The sequence below is a fragment of the Cellulophaga baltica 18 genome (genome assembly GCF_000468615.2).
GTDB lineage: Bacteria > Bacteroidota > Bacteroidia > Flavobacteriales > Flavobacteriaceae > Cellulophaga > Cellulophaga baltica.
Genome location: NZ_CP009976.1, coordinates 2,867,306 through 2,893,932 on the forward strand (window position 1 = coordinate 2,867,306; position 26,627 = coordinate 2,893,932).

General features: G+C 31.8%; 20 protein-coding genes and 1 pseudogene. 9 read left to right on the forward strand and 12 right to left on the reverse strand.

Features of this window, described 5'->3' with window-relative positions; genetic code table 11:
* Positions 1–2 precede the first annotated feature (2 nt).
* From M666_RS12285 to M666_RS12335, 11 genes and pseudogenes are all read right to left on the reverse strand, one after another.
* Complete coding sequence (locus M666_RS12285; RefSeq protein WP_029446080.1) at positions 3–1,007, reverse strand: polysaccharide biosynthesis protein; 1,005 nt, start codon at positions 1,005–1,007, stop codon at positions 3–5.
* 7 nt (positions 1,008–1,014) lie between these two features.
* Positions 1,015–2,076, reverse strand: a complete 1,062-nt coding sequence (locus tag M666_RS12290; RefSeq protein WP_029446081.1) for a glycosyltransferase family protein — start codon at positions 2,074–2,076, stop codon at positions 1,015–1,017.
* A 119-nt stretch (positions 2,077–2,195) separates the two neighbouring features.
* Entirely contained in the window at positions 2,196–3,407 is a 1,212-nt protein-coding gene (locus M666_RS12295; RefSeq protein ID WP_029446082.1) for a glycosyltransferase, read from the reverse strand.
* Positions 3,407–4,594 carry an O-antigen ligase family protein gene (locus M666_RS12300; RefSeq protein WP_029446083.1) on the reverse strand — a complete coding sequence of 396 codons (1,188 nt, stop codon included), beginning with the start codon at positions 4,592–4,594 and terminating at the stop codon, positions 3,407–3,409. Before M666_RS12300 ends, M666_RS12295 begins: the two co-directional genes overlap by 1 nt.
* A gap of 15 nt (positions 4,595–4,609) precedes the next feature.
* On the reverse strand, positions 4,610–5,764 hold the full coding sequence (locus M666_RS12305; protein ID WP_029446084.1) for a glycosyltransferase family protein: 1,155 nt from the start codon (positions 5,762–5,764) through the stop codon (positions 4,610–4,612).
* Positions 5,757–6,041, reverse strand: a pseudogene (locus M666_RS20890) (CatB-related O-acetyltransferase); the annotation flags it as partial. The pseudogene M666_RS20890 and the gene M666_RS12305, both read right to left, overlap by 8 nt.
* A gap of 484 nt (positions 6,042–6,525) precedes the next feature.
* Positions 6,526–7,962, reverse strand: a complete 1,437-nt coding sequence (locus M666_RS12315; protein ID WP_029446086.1) for a lipopolysaccharide biosynthesis protein — start codon at positions 7,960–7,962, stop codon at positions 6,526–6,528.
* A gap of 137 nt (positions 7,963–8,099) precedes the next feature.
* Positions 8,100–10,181 carry an Ig-like domain-containing protein gene (locus tag M666_RS12320; RefSeq protein ID WP_029446087.1) on the reverse strand — a complete coding sequence of 694 codons (2,082 nt, stop codon included), beginning with the start codon at positions 10,179–10,181 and terminating at the stop codon, positions 8,100–8,102.
* Positions 10,182–10,552: 371 nt separating this feature from the next.
* On the reverse strand, positions 10,553–11,833 hold the full coding sequence (locus tag M666_RS12325) for a nucleotide sugar dehydrogenase (RefSeq protein WP_029446088.1): 1,281 nt from the start codon (positions 11,831–11,833) through the stop codon (positions 10,553–10,555).
* Between the two features lie 142 nt (positions 11,834–11,975).
* Entirely contained in the window at positions 11,976–13,004 is a 1,029-nt protein-coding gene (locus M666_RS12330) for an NAD-dependent epimerase (RefSeq protein WP_029446089.1), read from the reverse strand.
* A gap of 554 nt (positions 13,005–13,558) precedes the next feature.
* Positions 13,559–14,956, reverse strand: a complete 1,398-nt coding sequence (locus M666_RS12335; RefSeq protein WP_029446090.1) for a nucleotide sugar dehydrogenase — start codon at positions 14,954–14,956, stop codon at positions 13,559–13,561.
* 238 nt (positions 14,957–15,194) lie between these two features.
* On the opposite strand from M666_RS12335, the gene M666_RS12340 reads away from it, so the two are divergent.
* From M666_RS12340 to M666_RS12355, 4 genes are read left to right on the forward strand one after another with little or no spacing between them, the layout of a single operon-like run.
* A complete protein-coding gene (locus M666_RS12340) occupies positions 15,195–16,319 on the forward strand; it encodes an aminotransferase class I/II-fold pyridoxal phosphate-dependent enzyme (RefSeq protein ID WP_029446091.1) in 1,125 nt (374 codons plus the stop codon).
* A complete protein-coding gene (locus M666_RS12345; protein WP_029446092.1) occupies positions 16,316–18,271 on the forward strand; it encodes a polysaccharide biosynthesis protein in 1,956 nt (651 codons plus the stop codon). Before M666_RS12340 ends, M666_RS12345 begins: the two co-directional genes overlap by 4 nt.
* 42 nt (positions 18,272–18,313) lie before the next feature.
* Complete coding sequence (locus tag M666_RS12350; protein WP_024480321.1) at positions 18,314–19,099, forward strand: polysaccharide biosynthesis/export family protein; 786 nt, start codon at positions 18,314–18,316, stop codon at positions 19,097–19,099.
* Positions 19,100–19,151: 52 nt separating this feature from the next.
* Positions 19,152–21,521: a GumC family protein gene (locus tag M666_RS12355; protein WP_029446093.1), complete on the forward strand. Its 2,370-nt coding sequence runs from the start codon at positions 19,152–19,154 to the stop codon at positions 21,519–21,521.
* Here the strand turns inward: M666_RS12355 and M666_RS12360 are convergent.
* Entirely contained in the window at positions 21,518–22,255 is a 738-nt protein-coding gene (locus M666_RS12360; RefSeq protein ID WP_029446094.1) for a tyrosine-protein phosphatase, read from the reverse strand. The two genes, M666_RS12355 and M666_RS12360, sit on opposite strands and share 4 nt — an antisense overlap.
* Positions 22,256–22,383: 128 nt before the next feature.
* On the opposite strand from M666_RS12360, the gene M666_RS12365 reads away from it, so the two are divergent.
* The 5 genes from M666_RS12365 to M666_RS12385 all read left to right on the forward strand — a co-directional run bounded on the left by M666_RS12365 (position 22,384) and on the right by M666_RS12385 (position 26,506).
* A complete protein-coding gene (locus M666_RS12365) occupies positions 22,384–22,842 on the forward strand; it encodes a COG2426 family protein (protein ID WP_024480324.1) in 459 nt (152 codons plus the stop codon).
* 200 nt (positions 22,843–23,042) lie between these two features.
* Positions 23,043–23,408 (forward strand): hypothetical protein, encoded by a 366-nt coding sequence (locus M666_RS12370; RefSeq protein ID WP_024480325.1) that lies wholly within the window; start codon positions 23,043–23,045, stop codon positions 23,406–23,408.
* 212 nt (positions 23,409–23,620) lie between these two features.
* Positions 23,621–24,412, forward strand: a complete 792-nt coding sequence (locus M666_RS12375; protein ID WP_029446095.1) for an MbnP family protein — start codon at positions 23,621–23,623, stop codon at positions 24,410–24,412.
* A 59-nt stretch (positions 24,413–24,471) separates the two neighbouring features.
* Positions 24,472–25,509: a cytochrome-c peroxidase gene (locus tag M666_RS12380; RefSeq protein ID WP_029446096.1), complete on the forward strand. Its 1,038-nt coding sequence runs from the start codon at positions 24,472–24,474 to the stop codon at positions 25,507–25,509.
* Positions 25,469–26,506, forward strand: a complete 1,038-nt coding sequence (locus tag M666_RS12385) for a transporter family protein (RefSeq protein ID WP_226989910.1) — start codon at positions 25,469–25,471, stop codon at positions 26,504–26,506. Before M666_RS12380 ends, M666_RS12385 begins: the two co-directional genes overlap by 41 nt.
* Positions 26,507–26,627 lie beyond the last annotated feature (121 nt).

The window sequence follows — 26,627 nt, forward strand, 5'->3', positions numbered from 1 at the left end:
ACTTAGCTATTCTCTTTGATGTACTCTAAGCCCAATAGCGTACTTTTCAATTCCTCATTAGTTAATTGTGTGGTATTATGAGAATGATAATCCTCTATCTTACTAATATCAGTTTCACCTTCCGAGAAATACCTGCTATAATTTAAATCTCTATTATCGGCAGGGATTCTGTAAAATTCGCCCATGTCCTCTGCTTTCTGCATTTCTTCACGAGTACAAAGGGTCTCATACAATTTTTCACCATGTCTAGTACCAATAACTTTTATTTCAGTATCCGACTTATAAATTTCTTTTAAGGCTTCTGCTAATTCACCAATAGTACTAGCAGGAGCTTTATTTACAAATAAATCTCCTTGATTTCCATTGGTAAAGGCAAAAATAACAAGATCTACGGCATCTTCTAACGACATTAAAAAACGGGTCATGTTAGGGTCCGTAATCGTAAGCGGAGAATTTTCTTTAATTTGTTTTACAAATAAAGGAATCACAGAACCTCTAGAGGCCATGACATTACCGTATCTGGTAAGGCAAACTATAGTGTCATCGTTTGGAATATTTCTAGATGCAGCAACCGCTACTTTTTCCATTAGTGCTTTACTAATGCCCATAGCGTTAATAGGGTACGCTGCTTTATCTGTACTTAGGCAAATAATACGCTTTACGTTATTGGCAACAGCAGCATCAATCGTATTTTGTGTCCCAAAAACATTAGTTTTAGTCGCTTCTAATGGAAAAAATTCACAAGAAGGTACCTGTTTTAATGCTGCGGCATGAAAGACATAATCAACCCCTTTCATGGCTCTATTAATACTATCATAATCTCTTACATCACCAATATAAAATTTAATCTTTTCATTTTTCAAAGAATTACGCATGTCATCCTGTTTTTTCTCATCGCGAGAAAAAATACGTATTTCTTTTATATTGGTTTCTAGAAAGCGATTTAATACGGCGTTACCAAATGATCCTGTTCCGCCTGTAATTAATAAGGTTTTATCTTTAAACATGTTAGTGTTATTTATTTATAAAGTTTAATATATTTTGATTAAATATTTCTTGATCTTTTTTTACCTTATCTAGAAATAGAATGCAATTTTTAATGTATTCAGTTTGATTAAAGCTTGCTATGAATTCTTTTATTTTTAAAGGTATTTCATTACTACTTGTTACAATAACACCTAAATTATATTTTTGAACTATTTTAAATTGTTCAATATTTTTTTCAATTATAATACAAGGTATTTTAAGTAAAGCTGATAAGTATAATCTATTTGAAGTTAGAAATTTACTTTGAATATTATCATTTAGAATTATATTTATAAAATCAGTGTCTTTCAACAAAGGTAGTTCATCTTTCTTTTTATAATATCCATGAAAATATACATTGTTTATATTTTCGCTATTACGCCTTAGTAAACTCGTTGCATTACCCTCTCCATAAAAATTCAAATAAAAATTTTCATTATTTTTTAAAGTATTGATTATATTCATGTTAGATTCAAAATCTCTAATAGCTCCTATAGTATCAATATTTAATGATTTTCTTGTGAAATATTCCTTCTTGCTGGTTGCTATATCATTGTTTGAAAGAATTTGAGAATCAATATTATGAGACATTACATATTCTTTTTCTTTTGGTAACCATTCCTTAAATCCCTCAGATGATATAAAAACTTTACTAGCATTTGAAATTAACTTCTTAAACCTAATTTTGAAATAATCTATTGTTTTTGAGTAATCTCTTATGTCTAAAATATATTTATCTTTAAATTTTTTTTTCAGAAAGGGTTGTAAAAATATTCCTAATTGGCAAGAGAATACAATGATAGAATCGTAATTGTTATTTTTTAAATTTTTTATTATAAATTTTTTGAAATTTATATAATCAACTATCAAGCTAATAGGATTTCTTTTTGATGAATTACTGTTGAAAGCAATACATTCTTCTTCTTCCGTATTAAATCTGTTCCATGTATATAAATCGAATTCAACTTCTTGTTTTTTAAGAATATCTGTATAGTACTTAAGGTATGGAGCAGTATATTTATTATTTGGAAAAAGTAAAGCAATTTTCATTGAAATCAATATGAATTGGTTACAAAATTACTATTTATTTTATTTTATAGCCTTTGTATTTCTACGAAGTATATAAATTACTAGTTATGTGGTACAAAAGGTGAGAATTGATTTAGTTTTTATATTTTTTCTGTGAAGTTTAAAATGCGTTCTGCTTGGATAAGATTATTTTTTTTGCTCAAAACAAAGTGTTTTGCTTTTAATCCGTAATTATGTAATTCATCTTTATCCTTTGATAAAATTTGTACAAGTGTTCTGTGCATTCCTTCTTCAGATTCATCTTCAAAAACATAAACATATTCTAAGTACTCATCAGGCATTCCTTTTAATTTGGTGGTTATCATGGGAGTTCCTGAAACCATATACTCCATGTTCTTAGAAGGAAAGGAATATTTTGTGAATTCTTCCGTAGATGGTCTTGGATTTATTAATAAGGTTGCTTTTAGTTGTTCGTTCACAACTTCCTTGTTGGGAACCATCCCTTTATAAACTATTCTAAAATCAGATTTTGTAATGCTCTGCATTTCAGGAACCATTTCACCCGACCCATAGAGATAAAGCTTAATATTTGGATTAGAAATTTTCCGAAATGCATTAATCAAATTTCCAACACCATACTTTTCGTATAAACCACCTGCATAAATTACTGTCTTTATTTCATTTTTGTTCTCAAGATTATTTAGGGCCCCTTTCATATTTAAGTCTACTAAACCTTCCATGATCATATAGGGCTTATTGTATGGGTTGACAATTTCATTCATTTGAATTGTCAATAAAATATAACCATCAAATTTATGTAGCACATAAATCGCGATTTTTGTGTATATATTTTTTAGTATGGAGTTTTTCTTTTTGACATTAGTAACCATTAATCCTGGTAAATCTGTTACGATTGTAATAATTTTTAAAGAAGAAATTTTTGATGCGAATAGTGAAGCTGATGCGATCGATACATTTAAAACATCACAAATTATAACTTTGTCTTCATTTCTATTCGTTAAGGACCAAAATATAATTTTGAAAAACGTATAAAAAAATATTCCAATATTTTTAAAGAATTTAATATTAATCATTGGGATATAATTGAAAGTAATATTATCCAATTCCTCTTTCCTTAGATTCCATATTTTTTTGTCATGGTTAGACGGGACAATAGGTAACGAACTTAATACCTCTACACTACATTTATCTTTATGTAAAGCAAAACCTGTTGTTAAGAGTCGGTGAAATTTTTGGACGGCTTGTTCTGGTTTGCTTTTAGAAGATTCAAATAGGTAATTCAGTACTTTTTCGGAACACAAAGAGCTAACGTATAGTATTTTCTTTTTCATTAATTTAAATTGTTTAAATAGTATTTATTTATTGAGCCTTTAAACAAACAAAAAAGCACAAAGAATGTAAATAAACCTTCAAATATAGGTTCAACCATGAAAAGCAGAAAGAAGGCAATAGAGTAAATAATTATCTGAGAATTTAGTAGTATATTATTGGGCTTAAGTAAAACTATTTTTCTAATTTGAATGAGTGATTTTATGGAGAAAATTACTAGTAGAAAAAATGGTATAAAGCCGGAAACTCTTAAGACATCCAGCCATAGGTTATGTGAATATCCGAATTCCCTAACATCCCAACCAAGTGGTTTTTCAAACAAATTTCTAAAAGATTTTTCCCATCTTTCGGTTCTGCCTCCACCGCTAGCTATATCACTGCCTCCCTTGTCCATTCTATCTGCAAATGTGGTTAACCAGTCTTGATTAAGATCAAAAGAAATGTTTTTAGTGATAAAAAAAATGATTGCCCCAATAAATACAAACAAAAGAAGGTTTCTTTTAAAAGACTGTTTTGGGATTACATAGATTAAAGAAATTATAGTAGTTATTAAAAATATTCCCAATTGAGTTCTACTACCCAATCTCAAAACACATACTAATGTGATTGCAAATAAAGTACTTAAAAGTATATTAAAAATGATTCCTTTTTTACCTTGATTTGATATAAGTAGAGCAGGTATACACATATTGAAAGTTAGGAAACCACCCATGATAGTTGCAGATACTGGTGCGCCATTCCAAAACATTGGAATTGTCCTGTCTAATTGAGCAAAACCTCCTTCATGAAAATTTAAGAAGACAGAGATTACGGCCGATAGAGAAAATACTGTTACAACACATAATATTATGTAAAATATATTATTTTGGTTTAGGATCTTGTCTTTGATTAAATATTTCCCAAACAGATAAAAAACGGGAGGGGTTATCATATATATAAATATATACTGGGTACCTAAAGAGTTTTCTGCTCCAAATGAATAGAATAAACCATATATTACGGAAAAGAGCAAAAGAATATAAAAATCTGTATCTAGGTTTTTTTTTATAAAATCACTGTCAAATAATATTACAGGCACCAAAATATAACCAATTAAAAAGCCATAATTAAAAGGATTTAATAAATAAATTATTATTAAGAGTAGAGGAGCAATGCCAATACTCTTAATATATTTTATAAGATTTTTCATTATTTCTAAATAATATTACTTACTAAAGTATTTAAAAATCTTTGTTTTTATTTGAGCAAAAAATAATGTTTTTACATTTTCAAATGAGATGATTTTTAAGTTGTAGTATATTTCTTTTACTTTATTATCTGTGAATTTGTTTATTGCAGTTTCGTCCAAATTATATAAAAATATCTCATTCCCCTCAATTTTATTTATAATATTCATTTCAATAGGTTTGAGAGATCTACCGAACGAACTAATTATTTTAAAATCTAATTGTCTAGTTGTTAAAAGAAACTTTGTTTTAGTGTTTATTTTATAATCGTTTAAATTTACAGTCAAATCTGTTTCTGCTATATTTAGGTATTTACTTATATTGATATTTTCATAAAAAGAATTGTAAACACCTTTTGATTCTTTGATTGTACTGAAATTGTATTTTTTATCTTTGGCCACTAACAAAGGAACTTGATATGAAGTGCTATCGTATTCCGCATGCGTTCCTGTATCACTAAAATTAGTTGAAAGAGCAATTTTGGGGTATAAAAAATATTTATTTTTTTCTATTAAGAATACAATAAAATATTTCAGCCATGATTTTTCGGACCATGAAGTAACATTGTCAGGAATACTATCTTTAGCTTTTAATATTCCTTTAGTTTCATACCATTCTCTGAAATTAAGCCATTGGTCTTTAGTCCAAGCTTGCCCCCATGAAGAAGCAAATTGAAAATACCAATTGTCATAACCATCCTCTATAGGGCTGAAATTGACACCTTTGTGTACATTATATTTATGATTATATAAAGAAATACCACCTATATTGGCCTTGTCAGTACAAAATGCGAGAGATTGTTCTGTAAATTGATAGAAATTAGGAGATACATATAAATCATCCTCTAATAGTATTACACTCCCATATTCTAAAGCTATATCGCCACATTGTAATACATGCTTTCTGAGACCTAAATTTTTCGGATTATAATTAATTATTTTTTCTCCATAACTCCAGTTAAAATCATTAGCAATTTGCAAAACATCCTTGTTTTTATCCGAATAATCTATACTAATAATTAATGGTATATCTTCCGTATTGTATTTTGCTTGAGATATTGATTTTAAAATACGAGATAATGATTTTGGCCTGTTGTAAGCAATGATAACGATAGGTGTAATTTCTTTACTCATTTGTATTTTTTTTATAAAATGTATCTATATCTGAAAAGTTATTGACATTTGCCTTAATCCAATTTAAATCTTTTAGCCACCATTTATATTGAAGAAGAAATTCGACGTGCTTGTTTTCAAAGCGTTTTTTTATTTCCTTAGCAGGCAGTCCTCCAACTATTGTATATGGCGGTACATCTTTTGTGACTAGGGAGTGGGCAGCGATGATTGCTCCATCACCAATTGTAATACCGTCCATTATAGAAACACCGTAACCAATCCAAACATCATTCCCGATAGATATTGTAAATTTTTCCGTTTCCATCAAGGGTCTTGAAAATTCTTCAAAAAGTTGTTGATCAACAAATGTAAATCCTGCCTGCTTTCTTAATGAAAAAAAGGCAGGATGTGTACTAACAAATTTACTAGAAGGATGCTTTCCTATTATACATTTTACGTTTTCTCCTATGGATGTGAATCTTCCTATTTTTGTATTCTTTATAAAACAATTTTCACCTAAATACGACCCATATCCTATTTTAGAACCTGTGAAAACAGTATTTCTATTAAAATAATTAAACCCTTCATATTCATTTGAAAGAGTTATTAAAACATTTTTTTTAAAGATGATATTTTTTTTATAAGACACCTTTTTCTGCAAAATAAATTGAATTATTCTCTTTGTTATTTCTGAGCTTAGTAAGGCGATTTTTAGTTTATTAATCATTCTGTTAGGATTAAGAAATTTTATTATTCTACCAATTAATATAAGTAGTCATATTTTATTTTTTGAAAATCTCTTTGACTTTTAATACTAAAATATTTAGTTCGTCAATTTTAAAAATTTTCAATGATATAAAGTATGCCACGATGGCAATTATTGGCGCAATAGCAATCTGAACCAAAATGTTATTTGTAATATACAGGGTTGTTAAAGTAAATAAAGACATTACTATTCCTGATAAAATTATATATTTCATATCTTTCAATTGTGCAAATGCTCCATATTGCATAAATTTACCGGGATAGTAAGTGTTAATAAAGAAATGTATAATGGTCGATAAAAGTTCGGCCATTGCAATATATATAATACCATATTTCAATGAAATTATAAAGAAAATTATTCTAACAGTAATTTTAATATATTGTTGTTTTAAAGCTAAATCTGTTCGTCCAATAACGTATAATAGATTGACATTAATTCCAGAAATAATAGTTACAAGTCTAGCTAAACAGAAAAACTGCATTATTGGTACTGCACTTAGCCATTTTTCAGTTAGTAATATCTTAATTATTGGTTCTGCCATAATCGCTAAAAATAAAAATATTGGCATTACCAGCATCGTAGTAGTTTTTAGAATACTTCGCATATATTTTATTAGCAATTCTTTATTGTCTTGTATTGTCGATAATCCAGATAATAATACATTATCCAGAACAGAAGTTATGCTGTTATAAGCAACATCTGAAAATTGAGTACCTCTAGTATAATACCCCAAATCTTTTGTGCTAATTACTTTAGCTATAAACAATGCATATAAATTGTTCACAGCTACATTTAATAGAGAAGCTACTAATAATTTTGACCCAAATGAAAATAAAGACTTTAATGATTTTGATGAAAACCTCCAGTTAGGTTTCCATTTTAGGGAAAACCACATCAATATTAGAGTGGTGGTCGATCTTATTAAAGTTTGATAGACTAATGACCAGATACCATATCCCATATAGGCAAGAATTATAGCAATGATACCAGAAAATACACTTGAAGTAAAATTAATTTTAGCTAGTAACTTAAAATTTAAATCGATAGTTATTAAAGTAGAGGGAACTGCAAATAATGCATTCGTTATTAGTGATATAGCTAATATTTTTAAAAGTAATGATAGGGATTCTATATCATAAAATATAGCAATGTACGGTGATGTAAACCATAGAATACAATAAAATAATAGACTTATTAGAAAATTAAATATAAAGACTGTGGAAATATCGTTATCATTTCTATCCTGTTTTTGAATTAATGCCTTAGTAAAGCCGCTATCAATAAAAACATTCGAAATAAGAATAAAAACTAAAAGTATCCCTAATATTCCGTACTCTTTAGGAGTTAAAAGTCTTGCTAGAATTATTCCAATAATAAATTGAATTAATTGTGTAGATAGTCTCTCTATACCATTCCATGCAATTCCATGAAACATTTTCTTGCCAAGACTCATAAAAAAATTATTAGTTGAAATATATATTGAGGCCAAATATCTTCAATATATAGAGAGTAAACTAATAAAAACTTTAAATGGTGCCGATTAAACGCTAAAATTTATTTTATTAATATTTTAAAGATAAGTAAATCTATTTAATTAGGTATTGTGAAATTTACATCAATCCAATCACAATTATTAAACGTTATATCGGCTTTACTGTATGATTGATAAATTCCTTTTGTTTCAACAACTAAGTAATTTCCAGTTTTGAAACTACAGCTTTCAAATATTATATCTTCACTACCTAGATTGGAAATAACAACTGCGTTAAAGTTTTCAAAATAGCTATTTCTTATCGTATTTCTTTTAGCTTTTGCAGAGAATATAGAGCCTTCACCTATATTAATGATTCGGTTGGTATTTTTTATTTTCAGGGATTCAAATGTATTATCGTATCCACAGCTAATTTCATCTCTGTCACCATCTGGCCCTACATAGCCATCATCATAATCAGACCAATTGATTGCGGTCCAAGTATCTTGGATCGTTACGTTTTTTATGTTATTATTATTAGCACCATTAAAAATGCCAATTCTGGCATGCCATTCTAGTGCAGATGTGCTAACTCCATAAACGTACGAATTTTGTAATGTGTTATATTTAACTCCAGAGAAATTAAACTCAAAACTGGTTCTTTTAACGGTACAATTATCAATTGTGTTATTTTCTGCTATATCCTTCAAAGCTATTCCATGGCCACCATGATTTAAATTAATATCTCTTTCGGCATAGCTATTTCGCACAATTGAATTATTTGTTCCTCCTGTAAGTAGTATGTAATAATCTGTGGGATTAACTGGATTGTCAGCATAAACTTTGCAATAATCGACAAGAGAGTAATCCGAATCAGATAATTTAATTGCTTCGGCTGTAGCATTTATTATCTGACAACTTTCAATTCTGCTATAATCACCAAATACCATAATACCCCATCCATCGTATGCATTGTAACTCGATTGGTTTCCGAAATTATTACCTATTATATTTTTTAACTTAATATATTTTCCTTTGGAATATAGACCGGTAGAGTAAGTCGAAATTTGTATGTTATTAACACTGACGTAATCGCGATCTAAATAAATTGCAATTCCACTATTATTTCCACTTAGAAGGGGCATTGCATTGCTGTTTAACTTGTTTCCATTAGCCTTATAAGAGTCATAGCTAATTGTAGGTGAACCTGAACTTTCTATATCTCCCGGGTTGGTTTTATATCCTATAAATTGGATTGGATTACTTGCATTACCAGAATTTTTCACAACTAGATTTACAGCGCCATAGTTACCTGCTTTAATATACACGATATCACCAGCCTTTGCGGTATTAAAAGCATGCGATATACTCCATGCCGAAGCTTCAGTGGCTCCAGTGTTAGTGCTTTTTCCTGTAGTGGTAACATATTTGATGTTAGCCCCCGTAGGTTGTACATTGTTTAATATGGTAACTTTAAGAGTTCCATTTTCTGTAGAGATTGAGGCATCTGAATTAGTGATGCTTGTTTTGTATTGTATTTGATCTTCTCCAGACGTAGCTTTGTTTGGAGTATAGGTAATAGTATTGTCTGAGTTTAATACCGCAATACCCTTGTTTGCTAGGCTTATTTCTGTAATGCTAACGCTAGAGCTTGCTGCAAAGGTGTCATTAGCTAACGGCGCGATGGTTTTAGCGGTTTCATACGTAGTGGTAACCACATCATCTACAACATCTTTGGTAGGCGTAATAGTTATATTGAAAGTATTGACTTGCTCTACGGTCGTTTCTGTAGAGTCTTGTATGTTTAAGGTATAACTGAAACTATCATCACCATTATAATCTGCAGCGGGAGAATATACAATTTCATTGTTATTGTTCATTTCCGTTTTCCCATTTTTAGGTTGCGTAATGCTCTTTAGGGAGTAGGTTTTTTTACTTGTAGAATTTTCTTCAGCTCCTTTAGTAATATCTAAAGCTACCTTTGTATCTTCAGAAAGTACTAATGTGCCTTTTTGATAATCTATAATAGGTTCCGCGGCTTCCTCCGTAACTTCTTCTTCTGGCGTGATAGTTTCGGTAGCTATTGTTTCTTCAACAATAAGCTCGGCAAAGGTTGTCTCCGTATCTTGCGAACAAGAAAATGTTAGTAATGCAAAGGTTAGTAGGGAACCTAGGCATTTGGTGAAATGGGGTATTTTCATGAATTAAACAATTTTATTACTATATTTAAGCTTTGGGTTCTACAATACTATTCTAAAAAATTGACTTTATCGATAAAAAGATTGCTTTTTTCGATGAACTACCGTAAGCGACTTATCTTTTTACGGATGAATTCATTTTTTGGATGTTCAAAATCTTGTTTTTTCGATGAAATACACTATTTTTTTTGATTTGGGGTAAAAAAAATAGTTTTTATGGTATTAGGATGTCATTTAGTATCGTAAAGTAGGTAACATTATAACGTAGTGATCACTAGTTGAAGTATTTATAATTGGTTTTAATTTTTGGCATAAAAAAAACCTTACATAAGAATTTCTTATATAAGGTTTCATTAATTTTTATGGTGATGTATTTAGAGTCGTGCGGTGCTTCTGTCTTTCAAAACACCTTTTACGTCGTAGATGACTCCATTTTCTTCCAGTAACTCATTTAAATCTAAATCCTCATATTTTTCATGAGCGACTGTCAATACAATGGCGCTAAATTTTTCGATAGGCGTATTTTTTGTAGTTTCTAATTTGTATTCATGTAGTACTTCTTCAGGAGACGCCCATGGATCATAAACTGTAGTACTTATTCCGTATTCTTTTAGATTGGTAATCACATCTACGGCCTTTGTATTACGTACATCTGGGCAGTTTTCTTTAAACGTAATTCCTAAAACTAAAATTTTTGCATTTTTTATCTTCAAATCATTCTTAAGCATTAACTTAATAACTTCTGAAGCGACATAATTCCCCATACTGTCATTAAGTCTTCTTCCTGCTAATATGATCTCTGGATGATAGCCATATTCCTGCGCTTTTTGGGCTAAATAATATGGGTCAACACCTATGCAATGGCCGCCTACCAAGCCTGGTTTAAATGGGAGAAAATTCCATTTGGTACCCGCAGCCTCTAAGACAGCATGCGTATCAATATTCATTAAATTAAAAATCTTTGCCAATTCATTAACGAAAGCAATATTTATATCACGTTGTGAGTTTTCAATTACTTTAGCTGCTTCGGCTACCTTGATAGTAGGGGCTAGGTGTGTACCTGCTGTAATTACGGATTTGTATAAGTTATCTACTTCAATGCCGATTTCCGGAGTAGATCCTGAAGTTACCTTTAAAATTTTTTCAACCGTATGTTCTTTGTCCCCTGGATTTATTCTTTCTGGAGAATAGCCTGCAAAAAAATCAGTGTTAAATACTAAGCCACTTACCTTTTCTAATACGGGAATACACTCTTCTTCTGTTGCTCCAGGGAAAACAGTAGATTCATAGATAACAATATCTCCCTTTTTTAGTACGCTACCTACAGTTTTGCTTGATTTGTATAGTGGTGTTAAATCTGGTCTATTATTTTTATCTACAGGGGTCGGAACCGTAATGATATAATAGCTGCAATCTTTTAAATCGGCTATGTTATCAGAACAGAATAGACCTTTTTCATCATTGGAGCTTGACTTAAGTACCGACTTTAGCGTCTCGGAGTCAACTTCTAATGTAGTATCATGACCTGAATTTAATTCACCAATTCTATTTTGATTGATATCAAAACCTACTACTGCGTATTTGGTTGCAAATAATCGTGCCAAAGGTAAGCCAACATAACCAAGACCAATTACCCCTATTTTTATCGAATTCATAATTTAATATCTAAAGAAAAAATTTCTACTATCATAAATTACGGATGAAACCAATCTTTAGACTTGTTGGTATGTTCTTTATCACTATTTTTTTTAACGTGAAGCGATTAAAAAAGTTTGGTCTTGGTTATTTTTAGTGCAATTAAGCCTTGTAAAATTCTTTATACCAATCAATGAATTTCTTTATACCCTCGGCAACGGTAGTTTTAGGGGAGTAGTTATAATCTTTAATAAGATCATCTACGTTTGCCCAAGTTTTAGCTACGTCTCCTGCTTGCATTGGAAGTAATTGTTTCTCTGCTTTTTTTGATAAATTATTTTCAATTTCGGCAATAAAGTCGGTTAACTTTACACTATCATTATTTCCGATATTGTAAATTTTATACCCTTCATTAGTAGCGATTCTTTCTTTGGTATCTTTTTCAATGATTCTAAAAACTCCTTCAACTATATCATCTACATACGTAAAATCTCGCTCCATGTTTCCATGATTAAAAACTTTTATAGGTTGGTTTTTACTGATCGCTTCTGTAAATAAGAAAAGAGCCATGTCTGGTCTTCCCCAGGGGCCATAAACGGTGAAAAAACGTAAGCCAGTGGTTGCAAATCCATATAGGTGGCTGTACGTATGTGCCATAAGCTCATTTGCTTTTTTACTGGCGGCATATAAACTTATAGGATGATCAACGGTATCAGAAGTCTTAAACGGAATTTCTTTATTCAGACCATAAACACTAGAGCTACTCGCGTAGACTAAATGTTTTACTTTATGGTGTCTGCAACATTCTAGGATATTCAAATAACCAACAATATTACTGTCAATATAGGTTTCTGGATTTTCAATACTATAACGTACACCGGCCTGCGCTGCTAAATTACAAACAATATCAAATTTTTCTTCAGCGAAGAGTGTAGGTAAGTTTTCGCGATCTTCAATATTTAGGCGGATAAACTTATAACGTGCTTTAAACGTAGTGCTCTCTGTAATTTTGTTAAATGAAGTAGCACTTTCTTTAGGAACGCCAAGCTCATTTAGACGTGCGAATTTTAGATTAACATCATAATAATCATTGATGTTATCTAAACCAACAACATCGTGTCCGTTTGCTAATAATTTTTGTGCAGTATGGAATCCTATAAAACCGGCAGCTCCTGTTACGAGTACTTTCATAATAATCTTGTTGTTGTGGGCTAATTATGCTTTTTATTTTAAAATATAAAAGTAAACAATCTATTATTAAGTTTCATAGATTCTATTTTTTGTAGTAGTAATTTGTACTGAAATAGCACATTAGATACTACTTGCGAACATGGGTTTATTTTGTAGTCATTTGATTTTTATTTTGAATACGGTTGTCACTTCGACTGAATTTAAAGCGTTCATCTTGTTTTAAATTAGTATCGAGAGGTACTTGTATTTCCAAAAGTTCTCGATACAATTTTCACTTCGTTACACTTCGTAAAAATCACTCGAACTGACATTGTGGTGTTTTAATTTTTATCTCGAATACTATTGTCACTTTGAGTGAATTTAAAGCATTTTTTTTGCTTTAAATTAGTATCGAGAAGTATTCATGTTTCTAGGAGTGTTTGATATAATTTTCAATTCGTTGCACTGCGTAAAAATCACTCGAACTGACATTGGTGCAATAAAAAAAACCGTAATTAAATTTGAAAATCAAATTTAATTACGGTTTTACCATTAAGTCTTTATTGCAGAGGAACTTAAACCTGACCTATTCTGTAATAATTAAAGCCAATTTCTTCCATCTGAGCTTTATCTAAAAGACGTCTGCCATCGAAAATAAAGGCAGGTTTTAGCATTTTGTCATAGATTTCTTGCCAGTCGTAGGTTTTAAATTCATCCCACTCTGTTAATACCGCAATCGCATGAGCATTTTCTACTTGATCCATGGGATTTTCTACCACAGTCACAAGATTTTTATTCTCTTCTGGAGTACGAGTATTTAAATAATCTAAATCTCTAAATATTGTTTGTTCTTTTACCTGAGGATCAAAAATACTTAATTCAGCTCTTTCTTCCAATAAGGCATCAGCTACATAAATAGCGGCAGATTCTCTAGTATCGTTGGTGTCTTTTTTAAACGCCCATCCGAAGAAAACTATTTTCTTTCCTGATACAGTATTGTATAGGGTGCTGATAATATTATCTGCAAATCTTCTTTTTTGGTAATCATTCATAATGATTACTTGTTCCCAGTAATCAGCTACTTCTTGTAAACCCAAACTTTGAGAGATATACACTAAATTTAGTATATCTTTTTGAAAACAAGAACCACCAAAGCCTACAGAAGAACTTAAGAATTTAGAGCCTATCCTAGAATCATAGCCAATAGCTCTGGCTACTTCTTCCACATTGGCGTCTGTCTTTTCACAAAGTGCAGAAATAGAGTTGATAGAGGATACACGCTGTGCTAAAAATGCATTTGCTACCAATTTTGAAAGTTCTGAAGACCAAACGTTAGTTTGTAAAATACGGTCTTTAGGTAGCCAGTTTTCATATACTTGACTTAATAAGTCTTTAGCTTTTTGCCCCGTAGGGGTTTCGTCGCCACCAATTAAAACACGATCTGCATGCAGTAAATCTTGAATGGCAGTACCTTCTGCTAAAAATTCTGGATTAGAAAGAATTTCAAAATTAACACCGTTGCCCGTGTTGTCTAGAATATTTTTTATAGCGCCCGCAGTTCTTACTGGTAAGGTAGATTTTTCTACTACTATTTTATCTGTGGTAGCAACTTTGGCAATATTTCTAGCGCAAAGTTCAATAAATTTTAAATCTGCCGCCTGTCCTTTTCCTTTTCCGTAGGTTTTAGTAGGGGTGTTTACAGAGATAAAAATTACATCAGCTTCATCTATAGCCTTATCTACTTCCGTAGAGAAGAAAAGATTTTTATTTCTAGTTGCAGCAACAATTTCTTTTAAACCGGGTTCGTAAATAGGAAGCTTGTCTAAGTCAGTCTCGTTCCATTGTGCAATTCTATCTGCATTGATATCAACAACTGTTACTTGAATATGTGGACATTTTTTAGCGATTACGGACATGGTTGGACCACCAACATAACCTGCTCCGATACAACATATTTTTGTGATTTCTTTCATTGGAATACAATCTTGATAATTAAAATACAAATATTAAACTTTATTTTTTAACGAGCCTTATGTTCTGGAATAATTGAGAATTTAAAAGGATAAAGTGTAGTTTATTTACCATTACGATAAATGGACTCGTATTTAATCGATAATTTAATAGCTTAAACGAATTCTGGTTGTAATAGAAGAGGAAACAAAAAACTATGTCTATTTTTACCTCGAATTTTATACACTAATAGATTATTACATGGCACACTCAAAAATATGGCTTTCTTCTCCACATATGGGAACTAATGAAGAAAAATATGTTAAACAAGCATTTGATACCAATTGGGTAGCCCCTCTAGGACCCAATGTTGATGCTTTTGAGGAAGCTATTCAGGACTATGTTGGGAATGAGGTTTCTGTAGCTGCTTTAAGTTCAGGTACAGGCGCCATACACTTGGCCTTAGAAATATTAGGGGTGTCTTCAGGAGATGAAGTGCTATGTCAAAGTTTTACTTTTTCTGCTTCAGCTAATCCTATCAAATACTTAGGGGCCAATCCTATTTTTGTAGATAGTGAAAGAGATACTTGGAATTTATGTCCTGTATTATTGGAAGAAGCAATTAATGATCGCATTCAAAAAGGGAAAAAGCCTAAAGCGATAGTGGCTGTTCATTTATATGGGATGCCTTATAAGATTAATGAGATTAAAGCAATTTCAGAGAAATATAATATTCCTGTAGTGGAAGATAGCGCGGAAGCACTAGGAAGTACCTATAATGGCGTTAAATGTAGTAGTTTTGGTGACATAGGAATATTATCTTTCAATGGCAATAAAATTATTACCACTTCTGGCGGAGGTGCGCTAGTCTCTAAAAATAGTGCCTATAGAAAAAAGGCAATTTTTCTTGCAACTCAAGCCAGAGATGACGCTCCGCATTACCAACACTCTAATGTAGGATACAACTATAGAATGAGTAATATTCTAGCAGGTATTGGTAGAGGTCAAATGGAAGTGTTAGACGATAGAGTGGCTGCAAGAAGGGCGAATTATGAATTATACGTAAAAGAATTATCATATAGTACCGAATTAGAATTTTTACCTGAGCCAGCCGGTTATTTTTCTAATAGATGGTTGAGTTGTATTTTGACTCCATCATTTGAGATTAGAGAAAAAGTACGGTTATTATTGTTAGACCATAATATAGAGTCAAGACCCTTATGGAAACCAATGCATTTGCAACCTATTTTTGAAAATGCACCAAACTATTCTAACGGAACCTCTGAAGATTTATTTAATAGAGGGCTTTGTTTGCCAAGTGGTTCGAATCTAACAAAAGAAGAAGTTTTATCTATCATACAGTTAATTAAAACAGTATTCTCATGATTCAAAATTATTTGAATTCAACAGCAAGTAAGTACGCCTCTAAATGGCTAGTACTTATCGTTGACGTTATTCTAGTATCATTTTCCTTTGTATTAGCTTATTTTATTTTATTCAATCTAACGATGAATTTTGATATTAATAAGTTATTTGTTCAGTTGCCTTTCGTTGCCTTAATTTCTCTAGTTTCCTTTTTTATTATTGGATCCTATAAAGGAGTAGTACGGCATACGGGGGTTAGAGATGTGTATAACATTTTTAATGCTATTTGTTTGATGAGTATTATTACCATAGTATTGGTAGTTACGAACAGAGAATATGATTTTCTTAATGGTTTTACGGTTCCCTTAACCATCATTATTATTCATAGTTTGATAAGTTTTATAGCATTAACGGCTTCACGATATGTATTTAAAGCTTTGTATTTTAATATTGTGATGAATAATTACAATAGTACTTCAAAAAATGTTTTGATATATGGTGCCGGACAGTCGGGAATCTTAACGTATAACGCATTGACCAATACTTCTAAAAGTAAAGTAAAGGTTGTTGGATATATAGATAAGGATGAGCAAAAGGTAGGAAAGCATATCAATGGGGTTCAAGTGTATAATCCTAGTGCCTTAACGGAAAGTTTTATCTTAAAGAAAGATATTTCAGAAGTTATTTTTTCTATTCAAAATATAGATCACAAAAAATTACGCGTTTTAGTAGAGAGCTTGGTAGATTATCCTGTATTGGTTAAAATTGTCCCACCAGTAGAAGATTGGATCAATGGGGAGCTAAAGTTATCGCAAATTAAACAAGTACAAATTGAAGATCTTTTAGATAGGGCGACTATTGATATAAAGAATTCTAATATAGCCGAAGAGTTAAAAAATAAAACGGTTTTGGTTACCGGTGGCGCCGGTTCTATTGGGAGTGAAATTGTAAGACAAATATGTACTTATAACTACAAAACCTTGATTGTTATTGATCAGGCCGAATCTGCCCTGTATGATTTACAACAAGAATTAAAGCAAAATGGATTTCATAACTTTATTCCAATTGTTGGTGATGTGAGAGATAAAAATAGAATGAACACTATTTTTCAGGAACACACCCCTAATATTGTTTTTCATGCGGCCGCGTACAAGCATGTTCCGCTTATGGAATACAATGCTTATGAAGCCATTAAAATTAATGTAGCAGGAACCAAAGTTTTATGTGATTTATCTGCGCACTATAATGCAGATAAATTTGTATTTGTATCAACAGACAAGGCGGTGAACCCAACAAATGTCATGGGGGCTACCAAGCGAATTGCAGAAATGTACATTAGCTGTATGCAGCAATTAAACAAGACTAAATTTATTACGACACGTTTTGGTAATGTTTTGGGATCAAACGGATCTGTGATTCCGTTATTTAAAAAACAAATTGAAAACGGAGGGCCGTTAACCGTTACACATCAGGATGTTACTCGATTTTTTATGACCATTCCTGAGGCCTCACAATTAGTGTTAGAGGCGGGTTCCATGGGATCTGGAGGAGAAATTTTCATCTTTGACATGGGAGAATCCGTTAAAATATTTGATTTGGCGAAGAATATGATCAAGCTTTCGGGACTAAAATATCCAGAGGATATTGATATAAAAGTTACGGGATTACGTCCAGGAGAGAAATTATACGAAGAGCTTTTAGCAAATGGAGAGAACACCCTGCCTACCTACCATAAAAAAATTATGATTGGTAAAGTAAGGGAATTAGATTATACTACGGTACGTTCAAATATTAATCAGCTTTGCGTATCTAACATGTTTTTTGATGCAGATGTTGTTCGTTTAATGAAAGAAATAGTACCAGAATATATTTCTAAAAATTCAGATCTTTGTAAAGTTGATGATGAAATAGAAGAAAAAACAAAAAACGATACTGATGCGTCTAGTTTAGAGAAAAACGTATTACAGTCTTAGAGATACTTATATTAAAACAATTATATACTAATAATCGAGAACATGTTAAACACTACATTAAAAATGAAATTTGCCTTAGTATTGTGTGCAGCCACTTTACTGTTATCTTCTTGCGGTTCTAAAAAAGATGTTGTCTATTTTCAAGACATCAGTGATTACGAAACGCTTATTGACGAAACACAATTTGTACCTAAGTTTAAGGTAGATGATGTTGTGAGTATTTTTATTTCTACATTAAACCCTGAAGCGAGTGCTCCTTTTAACTTATTTAGAGGTGGATCTACTGGAGGAATAGGTAGTGGAGTACCGCAACAAGTAGACTATTTGGTAGATCAAAATGGTAATATAGATTTTCCTGTAATTGGCCAAATAAAAATATCAGGATTATCTTCTGATGAATTAAGAGAACTATTAAAAGGGAAATTATCAGATTACCTGAAAGATCCAATTATCAATATTAGATTACAGAACTTTTCTATCTCCATCTTAGGACAGGTAAATAGACCAGGCACCTACCCTGTAAATGGAGAGCAAATTACCATATTAGAGGCTATTGGTTTAGCGGGTGACTTAAATATAAAGGGTATGCGCGAGAACATTTTAGTAATTCGCGAGTTCAATGGTACCTTTGTTCACCATAGAATAGATTTAACAAGCAAAGAGGCTATGAAATCTCCTGTGTTTTATTTAACGCAAAATGATGTAGTTTATGTGGAGCCTAATAAGTCTGCTATTACTTCTTCTGCTTTAGATAACAGAGCCACTATTGCCATCTCAATTGCTTCTGTTTTAATAACTTCTACAGTATTATTACTTACGCGTAATTAATTTTTTGTAGTATTATTTTAGTTATATAAATTCTAATTATTATTTAATCTCAATGGAGAATTCCGATTTAAATGAAATCATAAAGAAGTACAGTAAAAACTGGTACTGGTTTTTATTGTGCGTTATAATTTCATTAGTATGTGCCTTCTTTTTTATCAGGTATTCTGTACCGCAGTATGCCGCACAGAGTAAAATTCAGATATTAGAAGATGATCAGTCCGGATCTTCCATGGATGTGTTTCAAGATCTTGATCTTTTCTCAGGAAGTAAAAATAATATTGAGGATGAAATAGAGATTATAAAATCTAGATCTAATATTACGGATGTTGTTTTAAAATTAGGATTGAATACGTCATTTATGGTAAAAGGAACCATAAAAGATTCTGAGATCTATAAAAACGAACCCCTGAAGTTAAATTTTATTGGTGCAGATTCGCTTTTGTATAATGCAAAATTGGATTTATTGATTACTATTAAAAATGACCATGAATTTTCGCTGATAGAAGGAGAGAGTAAGGGAAGTAAAACCTATGCTTTTGGGAAAAACATTCCTTCTAAATTAGGGGATTTAATTATAACTCCGAACCCGCCATTTTTTAAGAAATATATTGGTAAAACGCTAAGAGTTGAAGTTTCTCCCCTAGAAAATGTTGTTATAGCATATCAGAAAAAGATTTTAATCTCGCCTGCAGATGATAAGTCTAATATTATCAATTTATCGTTAACAGATCCTGTTCAGGAGAAGGCTAGAGATATTCTAAATAATCTAGTTATTATTTATAATGAAAATGCGGTAGCAGATAAAAAAGAAATTGCAGATAGGACTTCTGACTTCATCAACGATAGAATTACGAGTATTTATGATAATCTAGCATCTGTAGATCAAAATGCACAAGACTTTAAAACAGATAAAGGCTTAACAGATATAGCATCAGAAGCTAATATAAATTTAAATGTTGGTGCTGCAAACGAGCAACAATTACAAAATATGACTACCCAGTTGCAAATGGCTTCCTCCATGAAAGAGATTGTTGATACGCAGAGTGGTTATGATATTTTACCAACCAATATTGGATTGTCAGATCCTTCTATTGCCAATACGACCAATAAGTACAATGAACTTGTTTTAGAGCGAAAACGCTTATTGAAAAGTTCTAATGAGAAAAATCCAATTATTGTAAATTTAGATCAGGAGTTAGCAGGGCTTAAGCGTACCATGCAATCTAGTTTAAGTGGTATGACTAATAATCTGGGTTTACAAGTAAACAGTTTAAGTAGCCAACGGTCTGTTATTAACTCAAAGATTTATTCTGCTCCTCGTAATGAAAGAGCCTTAAGAGATATTACAAGAAAGCAGCAAACAACAGAATCTTTGTACTTGTATTTGTTACAAAAGCGGGAAGAGTCACAAATTACTTTTGCTTCCGCAAGTGCTAAATCTAAAATTATTGAGTGGGCATATAATACCAGTAAGGCACCGGTATCTCCCAAAAAACCAATTATATTCTTAGCTTCTTTTATCTTAGGCCTTTTAGTTCCTTTTTCTATTATATATCTCAAAGATTTAATGGATAATAAGATCTCTAATAAAATACAGTTGGAGAAGATTGCCGTTAATAATGCCGTATTAGCTGAGTTACCTAAAATATCTAGAAGTGATTCTAAGATGGTATTAAATGATGACAGATCTGTATTGGCAGAATCACTACGAATCTTAAGGACCAACTTAGATTATTTAATCAAAAATAACAAGGTAGGAGACGAAAAAGGGAATGTTATCTATATTACTTCCAGTGTTTCAGGGGAAGGTAAAACGTTCTTATCGTCTAATTTGTCTATGATTCTGGCAAATACCAATAAGAAGGTGTTATTAATAGGAGCTGATATTAGAAACCCTAAAATTGGAAACTTCTTTAATGACAATCAAAAAAATATAGATAAGCTAAAATACGCTTCTAACGAGAAAAACAATATAGGCTTAACAGAATATCTAAAAGATGATAACATCTCCTCTAAAGAGATTATCAATTCGCTTTTAGTGAATACAAATACTATAGACATCATTTATTCTGGAAAAATACCAGCAAATCCGGCAGAACTTTTAATGAGTGATAGAATTGAAGGCTTGTTGCAAGAAATGAGTAGTTTATATGATTACGTAATTGTAGATACAGCACCTTTAATGGTTGTTTCTGATACTTTAATCATCAGTGAGTACGCTAATCATATTTTATACGTAACGAGAGCAGGAGTGACTGAAAATAGCGTCATTCAATTTCCATTAAAATTACAAGCTGAAGGAAAACTGAAGAACTTGTCATTTGTCGTGAATGATGTTAAAAATTCTGACCTAGGCTATGGTGGTAAATACGGATATGGGTATGCTGCTGAAGAAAAGAAATGGTGGAAATTTTGGGCTTAACTAAAATGATTCACTGTTCTATCTAATATTGGAAGTAAATAATCAATTGTTTTTTGATTGAGTTGAATTTTCTTAAGTTCACTGATGTGCTGAAGTCTATGGACGTCTGAAGCGATAAAATCAATTTGATTATTTTCCAATAGTTGGTAAGCACATTTCTTTACAGAATCCCCATAATAGCCTCCTAAAGACAACATATTTAATTGAAATAGGATACCCATTTCCTTATACTGCGCATATTTTTTAGTTTTATGTAGGTAATTGTAACGTTCTGGATGTGCTAGTATTGGGAAATACTGTGAAGTAGCTATTTTTTGAATAGCATCTTCAAAGTTAATTGAAGCCTGTAAATAAGACATCTCAACTAATAAATATTCATTACGGATAGGCATGACCTCAGAACGCTCTAACAAGTGATCAAAATTAGCATCAATCATATGTTCCGCAGCAGCATCAATTGAAATTTGAGTCATTCCTTTTTTCATTAACTCATTTTTTAAAAGCGCCAATGCTTGAGAAATAGTTTTAGAATTATTCGGATAATAATTGTCCATTATATGGGGCGTAGCCACAAATTTATGAACACCCAGTTGCTTGAATTCATGAATTAAATTCATGGAGTCTTCTACGGTTTTTGCACCATCATCAATTCCAGGAAGTATATGATTATGAATATCAACAAAACCATTAAGGAGATCAACTAAAAATTTTTTCTTTTGAAAAATATGAAACATGCATGCAAATTAGAGTACAAAAATACCTTATATATTAAGAAAAATCCACGCACGAACTACTTTTAAAATTATTTTATGATTTTATTACAACTTAGTACATTATCTAACCTTATTTTTGCGGAAAAAAAGTGATCATAGATTATATTATCGCCATGCTATGGAGTATTTCTCCTTTCGGAGAAGCTAAAGTGGGAATTCCTTTTGGCATGCTAAGAGGGTTAAATATTTATTTGGTTTTTTTACTTTGTTTTTCGGCCAATGTTCTTGTATTTCCATTAATGATGTTTTTTTTAGATAAAATCAATCATTACTTTCTTCGTTGGAAATTTTATAAAAAATCAGCTATCTATGTTGCTAGAAAGGCAAAAGTGGGCTCTGGTGATAAGATTATTAAATACGGCTTTTGGGGGCTTATATTTTTTGTAATGTTACCCGTGCCAGGAACAGGTGTTTATGCTGGAAGTATAGCTACATACCTCTTTAAAATAGAAAAGAAAAAAGCTTTTTTAGCCAACACTATTGGAATCTTTTTTTCTTCGCTAATTGTTTGGGTCACTACATATTTAACCATGAAAGGGATTTCTTAATATACTTTATGAAACCAGAGATATTTCTAATGGGTTTTGTGCAAAAATAAAAGATAATAGCTAGGTGACTATTTGGTTTTCACTCGTTCTTGATGTGGGGTCGCATAGAAGTTTAAGGGTTTCACTTATTTTCTTAAAAATATACTAAAAATTAAGCCTTATTATTTAGAGAAGAATTATTTCAAACATATATTTGTAGTATGAAACATAGTTTAATCATAATAGCAATTCTTATTTGCTTAAAACCTACTTTCCCGTTAATGGAGTATGTTTTTAATTATGATTATATCTCAGAAGTCCTTTGTATTAATAAAGATAAACCAGAACTAAACTGTAATGGTAAATGTTATTTAATGACAAAATTAGCGGAGGAATCTAAAGCGAATGATGCAAATAAAAAAACGCCTATTGAAAATGCTTTTTCTTTAGTCTATTTCTCAGCGTATTCTGCAGATTTTAATGCCCCTTCTAATACAACGGAATATGTAGTTTTGCCTATGACATATAGCGAAACCTTATATTCATTTAATTTCTACAACAACCTTATTAAGCCACCTATTGCGTAGTATTTTTTAATAGAAGTAAACCATAGCATTTTTATTCAAACAACAGGAGAATCCACATTTTGGCCTTTCTTGCTGTACGAATTTTTATATGCTGTAATCTTTTCTATTTCTAGGTTTTATTCAAAACTTACATTTTGAATACTTAAAAAAAACAAGGTATTAGCGCTATAAGCGCTATACGCACTTACACAATATTCTTAATAAATAATTAAATGAAAAATTTTAAAATAGCCTTATTGGCACTGATTTCTATACTTGCTATTTCTTGTGATAATGACGATGATGATGCCATGGGATTAACGGGAACTGGAGAGGTTTCGGTAACTTTTGACAATGGATATGCAGGGAACGATTTAATTTTAGGAACCACGAATGCAGCAAACACTAATGGAGAAGTACTTACGGTAACTCGCCTAAGCTACATTGTGAGTAATTTTAGCTTAATAGACGTTGATGGAAATGAATATATTTTTCCTAAAGATGATAGTTATTTTATTATCAGTCAAGAGGCAGATTTAGAAGATATCGCTTTGCCTAATATTCCTGCAGGAGAATATACGACCTTAAAATTCGGTGTGGGTATAGATGATGAGAAATTCCAACAAGGCGGTGAAGGCCAAGGAGATTTATGGACCCGTGCAGAAGCGCATAATTTAACATGGTCATGGACTGCAGGATACAAGTATATCAATTATGAAGGTACTTTTACTTCTGAATCGGTTACAGAAGAAACCGATTTTAAAGTTCATTTAGGTAGAATTGGAGATTTGGTGAATTATGAGGAAGTTAGTCTAGCCTTACCAACTACTGTTATGGTAAGTGATGAAATGGATGCTAACATTCATTTGAAAATAGATGCCTCTAAAATCTTAGTAGCTACCAATAATCTTAAGTTATCCGATAAAGCAATTTTAATGACGGATGCAGAAAAAGCACCATTAGTAGCTGTAAATACTTCAGAAATGTTTGCTGTGGATCATGTACATAACGGAAACGGACATTAAGAAATCATATAAATTACCTGCAATACGGTTCTTGTATTGCAGGTATTAATAGCATATCAATGAAAAAAACACTTATTTTTTTTAGTTTGCTCCTGATTTTTTCTTGTTCAAATGATGCCGAATATGTTGCCGTTAACGAGGCTTTAGTTTTTGAGCAGCCTAGTAATTTTCCAGCATTAGTGTATGACTTAGAAGCGAATCCACCTACGGAAATGGGATTTGAACTAGGTAAGAAATTGTTCTATGATGGAAACCTGTCACGGGTAGGCTATATTTCTTGTGGATTTTGTCATGAACAGAATTCGGCTTTTACGCATCATGGACACCAATTTAGTCATGGAGTAGATGATCTTGAGGGGACAAGGAATACACCTTCTATACAAAATATGGCATACATGTCGCATTTTATGTGGGACGGTGCCATAGATCATTTAGACCTCTTTCCTATAGCTCCAATTACCAATGCAGTAGAAATGGATGAGACGATAACAAATGTCCTTGCTAAATTAGCTGCAGACACTGAGTATCAACAGTTATTTTCGGAAGCTTTTGTAGATGGTGAAGTTACTATGGAATATTTTTTAAAAGCCTTATCTCAGTTTATGGTGATGATGGTTTCTTCCAATTCTAAATATGATAAATATGTTAGAAATGAAGATGGTATTACACTATCAATAACCGAACAAGAAGGTTTGGCTGTTTTTGAAAGTAATTGTGCTTCTTGCCACGCTTCAGATTTGTTTACGGATAATAGTTTCAGGAATAATGGTTTGGCACCAAATGCAAAACTAGATGATACTGGACGCTATTTAGCCACCAGTTTAGAAGCTGATAAATACAAGTTTAAGGTGCCTAGCTTGCGTAATGTGGCATTAACGGCACCTTATATGCATGATGGGAGATTTGGGAGTTTGGAAGCCGTATTGGACTTCTATACAGATGGGGTAGTAGCATCTGCAACCTTAGATCCAGAACTTCAGCATAACGATGCTATAGGAATACCATTAACTGATACGGATAAGATAGCGTTAGTTGCGTTTTTAAATACATTAACCGATGAAGAATATATTGATGATGAACGATTTGCAGAATTTTAGATTACAGTACCTATACATAGCATTTGTAATTAGCATACTTGGTTTCTCACAGGCCTCGGCTAATGACAAATTTCCTAGTGTGGATCCGGACCCAATCATATGTTTAGGACATTTTCACGTCCTGGATAATGTATATGATTTTTGTGATACTTGTGGTTGCGGGAGCAGTGGCGGCAGTATGGGGTACGGTACCGGATTAAACAACAATTTTATAGGCGTAAGGTACATAGGGCAACAGTACCGCTCTAGAGACGGAATTTTTAATGACTCTCCATGGATCGATGAAAATTTTAATACCATGCAGTTGTGGGGTAACTTTCCAGTATTAAAAAGAACGGTGGTAAATGTGATTGTGCCTTACCAGTTTCATAGCAGAAAATTTTCTGACAATACCACGCAGCATATTAATGGTTTAGGAGATGTAAGTGTTTTGGCAATGTATAATGTATTAAAAGTAAGACCAGATAGTATTGTAGCCATAGCTCCAGAACATTATGTACAAGTAGGAGGTGGGGTGAAAATACCTACAGGAACATTTGATAAAGCAAATAATACAGGTAGTGTTAACCCTAGTTTTCAGTTGGGGAATGGAAGTTGGGATTATGTATTAGCCGCTAATTATGGATTTAATTATAGGAATTGGGGGGTAAGTACGCTCTTAAATTATACCATAAAAACAGAAAACCCAAAAGAGTATCAGTTTGGGAATCAGTTTAACTACGCGCTAAATGCTTTTAAAACCTATTATGTAGATAATAACTTCTCATTAACGCCTATTCTAGGAGTAGCAGGAGAAATCTATGAGTCTAATAAAGAATATGGTGCACTGGTAGCAAATACGAAAGGCGATATTTTTCTAGGTAAAGTTAGTCTAGAAGCAGCTTACAGTAGATACGCGTTAGGAGTTGTTTCGATGTTGCCTATTAGTCAAAATTTAAATAATGATAAAGTGGAACTAAAAAATAGGTTGTCTATTTACTTAAATGTGAATTTTTAGGGGTAGTATTTCTCTAGTTGTCTTACAAAGGTTACCTGTATTTTAAGAATGCTACAGGTAACCTTTTTTCATTATCCTTCTTTTAAACGGAAAATTTGGTAGCCTCATCGATGATGTCTTT

Coding starts and splice junctions, on each gene's coding strand:
- M666_RS12285 (WP_029446080.1), bottom strand. CDS start 1,007: ATGTTTAAAGATAAAACCTTATTAATTACAGGCGGAACAGGATCATTT.
- M666_RS12290 (WP_029446081.1), bottom strand. CDS start 2,076: ATGAAAATTGCTTTACTTTTTCCAAATAATAAATATACTGCTCCATAC.
- M666_RS12295 (WP_029446082.1), bottom strand. CDS start 3,407: ATGAAAAAGAAAATACTATACGTTAGCTCTTTGTGTTCCGAAAAAGTA.
- M666_RS12300 (WP_029446083.1), bottom strand. CDS start 4,594: ATGAAAAATCTTATAAAATATATTAAGAGTATTGGCATTGCTCCTCTA.
- M666_RS12305 (WP_029446084.1), bottom strand. CDS start 5,764: ATGAGTAAAGAAATTACACCTATCGTTATCATTGCTTACAACAGGCCA.
- M666_RS12315 (WP_029446086.1), bottom strand. CDS start 7,962: ATGAGTCTTGGCAAGAAAATGTTTCATGGAATTGCATGGAATGGTATA.
- M666_RS12320 (WP_029446087.1), bottom strand. CDS start 10,181: ATGAAAATACCCCATTTCACCAAATGCCTAGGTTCCCTACTAACCTTT.
- M666_RS12325 (WP_029446088.1), bottom strand. CDS start 11,833: ATGAATTCGATAAAAATAGGGGTAATTGGTCTTGGTTATGTTGGCTTA.
- M666_RS12330 (WP_029446089.1), bottom strand. CDS start 13,004: ATGAAAGTACTCGTAACAGGAGCTGCCGGTTTTATAGGATTCCATACT.
- M666_RS12335 (WP_029446090.1), bottom strand. CDS start 14,956: ATGAAAGAAATCACAAAAATATGTTGTATCGGAGCAGGTTATGTTGGT.
- M666_RS12340 (WP_029446091.1), top strand. CDS start 15,195: ATGGCACACTCAAAAATATGGCTTTCTTCTCCACATATGGGAACTAAT.
- M666_RS12345 (WP_029446092.1), top strand. CDS start 16,316: ATGATTCAAAATTATTTGAATTCAACAGCAAGTAAGTACGCCTCTAAA.
- M666_RS12350 (WP_024480321.1), top strand. CDS start 18,314: ATGTTAAACACTACATTAAAAATGAAATTTGCCTTAGTATTGTGTGCA.
- M666_RS12355 (WP_029446093.1), top strand. CDS start 19,152: ATGGAGAATTCCGATTTAAATGAAATCATAAAGAAGTACAGTAAAAAC.
- M666_RS12360 (WP_029446094.1), bottom strand. CDS start 22,255: ATGTTTCATATTTTTCAAAAGAAAAAATTTTTAGTTGATCTCCTTAAT.
- M666_RS12370 (WP_024480325.1), top strand. CDS start 23,043: ATGAAACATAGTTTAATCATAATAGCAATTCTTATTTGCTTAAAACCT.
- M666_RS12375 (WP_029446095.1), top strand. CDS start 23,621: ATGAAAAATTTTAAAATAGCCTTATTGGCACTGATTTCTATACTTGCT.
- M666_RS12380 (WP_029446096.1), top strand. CDS start 24,472: ATGAAAAAAACACTTATTTTTTTTAGTTTGCTCCTGATTTTTTCTTGT.
- M666_RS12385 (WP_226989910.1), top strand. CDS start 25,469: ATGAAGAATATATTGATGATGAACGATTTGCAGAATTTTAGATTACAG.